Origin of the sequence: Streptomyces bohaiensis (genome assembly GCF_012033785.1) — a bacterium.
GTDB lineage: Bacteria > Actinomycetota > Actinomycetes > Streptomycetales > Streptomycetaceae > Streptomyces > Streptomyces bohaiensis.
This window is the reverse complement of record NZ_JAAVJC010000312.1, coordinates 1-3433: the sequence shown is the minus strand read 5'-3', so window position 1 is coordinate 3433 and position 3433 is coordinate 1. Positions and strand designations below refer to the sequence as shown.

General features: G+C 57.2%; 1 rRNA gene. It reads left to right on the top strand.

Features of this window, described 5'->3' with window-relative positions:
* Positions 1 to 287 precede the first annotated feature (287 nt).
* Positions 288 to 3412 (top strand): 23S ribosomal RNA (locus HCN52_RS21615).
* Positions 3413 to 3433: the final 21 nt, after the last annotated feature.

Here is a 3433-nt window from a genome sequence, read left to right as displayed (position 1 = left end):
ACAGAGGCCAGTTCATCGGCGAGTGTCCGGTGCTGGTTTGCTCATGGGTGGAACGTTGACTATTCAGTGTGCTGGTGGTTGCCGGCTTTCTAGTACTGCCTCTCTTTGTGGGGGGTGTGGAACGGGGGTTGGTTGCTGCGGGTGGGCTGGGCACGTTGTTGGGTGTCTGAGGGTGCGGCCGTGTGTCGTGTCTTCGGTGCCGGCACCAGGTGTACTCGCACGTTGTGTGGGGTGACTGGTTGGGCTGGTTGTTGTTTGAGAACTGCACAGTGGACGCGAGCATCTGTGGCCAAGTTTTTAAGGGCGCACGGTGGATGCCTTGGCACCAGGAACCGATGAAGGACGTGGGAGGCCACGATAGGCCCCGGGGAGCTGTCAACCGAGCTTTGATCCGGGGGTGTCCGAATGGGGAAACCCGGCAGTCGTCATGGGCTGTCACCCGCACCTGAATGTATAGGGTGTGTGGAGGGAACGCGGGGAAGTGAAACATCTCAGTACCCGCAGGAAGAGAAAACAACCGTGATTCCGGGAGTAGTGGCGAGCGAAACCGGATGAGGCTAAACCGTATGTGTGTGATACCCGGCAGGGGTTGCGCATGCGGGGTCGTGGGAGTTTCCTTCAGTCGTCTGCCGGCGGCTGGGCGAGTGAGAAACCATTGTGGTAGGCGAAGGGCATGCGAAAGGCCCGGCGTAGAGGGTAAGACCCCCGTAGCTGAAACTGCAATGGCTCGTTTGGGAGCCACCCAAGTAGCACAGGGCCCGAGAAATCCTGTGTGAATCTGGCGGGACCACCCGTTAAGCCTAAATATTCCCTGGTGACCGATAGCGGATAGTACCGTGAGGGAATGGTGAAAAGTACCGCGGGAGCGGAGTGAAATAGTACCTGAAACCGTGTGCCTACAAGCCGTGGGAGCGTCGCACAGTGGGCTTGCCTGCTGTGTCGTGACTGCGTGCCTTTTGAAGAATGAGCCTGCGAGTTTGCGGTATGTTGCGAGGTTAACCCGTGTGGGGGAGCCGTAGCGAAAGCGAGTCCGAATAGGGCGTTCAGTAGCATGCTCAAGACCCGAAGCGGAGTGATCTAGCCATGGGCAGGGTGAAGCGGCTGTAAGAGGTCGTGGAGGCCCGAACCCACCAGAGTTGAAAATCTGGGGGATGACCTGTGGTTAGGGGTGAAAGGCCAATCAAACTCCGTGATAGCTGGTTCTCCCCGAAATGCATTTAGGTGCAGCGTCGCGTGTTTCTTACCGGAGGTAGAGCACTGGATAGGCGATGGGCCTTACCGGGTTACTGACCTTAGCCAAACTCCGAATGCCGGTAAGTGAGAGCGCGGCAGTGAGACTGTGGGGGATAAGCTCCATGGTCGAGAGGGAAACAGCCCAGAGCATCGACTAAGGCCCCTAAGCGTGTGCTAAGTGGGAAAGGATGTGGAGTCGCAGAGACAACCAGGAGGTTGGCTTAGAAGCAGCCACCCTTGAAAGAGTGCGTAATAGCTCACTGGTCTAGTGATTCTGCGCCGACAATGTAGCGGGGCTCAAGTACACCGCCGAAGTCGTGTCATTCGAACATATACTCCTAACGGGGGTTCGGATGGGTAGGGGAGCGTCGTGTGCCGGGTGAAGCAGCCGTGGAAACGAGTTGTGGACGGTTCACGAGTGAGAATGCAGGCATGAGTAGCGATACACACGTGAGAAACGTGTGCGCCGATTGACTAAGGGTTCCTGGGTCAAGCTGATCTGCCCAGGGTAAGTCGGGACCTAAGGCGAGGCCGACAGGCGTAGTCGATGGACAACCGGTTGATATTCCGGTACCCGCTTTGAAGCGCCAACGCTGAATCTGGTGATGCTAAGCCCGTGAAGCCCCCTGCTTCCCGTCTTTGACGGGTGTGGGTGTGGTGGAGCCGGTGACCCGAGCTGGTAGTAGGTGAGTGATGGGGTGACGCAGGAAGGTAGTCCATCCCGGGCGGTGGTAGTCCCGGGGTAAGGGTGTAGGGCGAGGAGTAGGTAAATCCGCTTCTCTTGTGCCTGAGACCTGATGCCGAGCCGATTGTGGTGAAGTGGATGATCCTATGCTGTCGAGAAAAGCCTCTAGCGAGTTTCATGGCGGCCCGTACCCTAAACCGACTCAGGTAGTCAGGTAGAGAATACCGAGGCGTTCGGGTGAACTATGGTTAAGGAACTCGGCAAAATGCCCCCGTAACTTCGGGAGAAGGGGGGCCACGTCTGGTGATGGGCTTTGCGCCTTGAGCTGGGGGTGGCCGCAGAGACCAGCGAGAAGCGACTGTTTACTAAAAACACAGGTCCGTGCGAAGCCGTAAGGCGATGTATACGGACTGACGCCTGCCCGGTGCTGGAACGTTAAGGGGACCGGTTAGTCAGGATTCGTTCTGGCGAAGCTGAGAACTTAAGCGCCAGTAAACGGCGGTGGTAACTATAACCATCCTAAGGTAGCGAAATTCCTTGTCGGGTAAGTTCCGACCTGCACGAATGGCGTAACGACTTCTTGACTGTCTCAACCATAGGCCCGGTGAAATTGCAGTACGAGTAAAGATGCTCGTTTCGCGCAGCAGGACGGAAAGACCCCGGGACCTTTACTATAGCTTGATATTGGTGTTCGGTTCGGCTTGTGTAGGATAGGTGGGAGACTGTGAAGCATGCACGCCAGTGTGTGTGGAGTCGTTGTTGAAATACCACTCTGGTCGTGCTGGATGTCTAACCTGGGTCCGTGATCCGGATCAGGGACAGTGTCTGGTGGGTAGTTTAACTGGGGCGGTTGCCTCCTAAAGAGTAACGGAGGCGCCCAAAGGTTCCCTCAGCCTGGTTGGTAATCAGGTGTTGAGTGTAAGTGCACAAGGGAGCTTGACTGTGAGACTGACGGGTCGAGCAGGGACGAAAGTCGGGACTAGTGATCCGGCGGTGGCTTGTGGAAGCGCCGTCGCTCAACGGATAAAAGGTACCCCGGGGATAACAGGCTGATCTTCCCCAAGAGTCCGTATCGACGGGATGGTTTGGCACCTCGATGTCGGCTCGTCGCATCCTGGGGCTGGAGTCGGTCCCAAGGGTTGGGCTGTTCGCCCATTAAAGCGGCACGCGAGCTGGGTTTAGAACGTCGTGAGACAGTTCGGTCCCTATCCGCTGCGCGCGTAGGAGTCTTGAGAAGGGCTGTCCCTAGTACGAGAGGACCGGGACGGACGAACCTCTGGTGTGCCAGTTGTCCTGCCAAGGGCATGGCTGGTTGGCTACGTTCGGGAAGGATAACCGCTGAAAGCATCTAAGCGGGAAGCCTGCTTCGAGATGAGGGCTCCCACCCACGTGATGGGGTAAGGCTCCCTGTAGACGACAGGGTTGATAGGCCAGATATGGAAGCCCAGTAATGGGTGGAGTTGACTGGTACTAATAGGCCGAGGGCTTGTCCATAGTTGCTTGCGTCCACTGTGT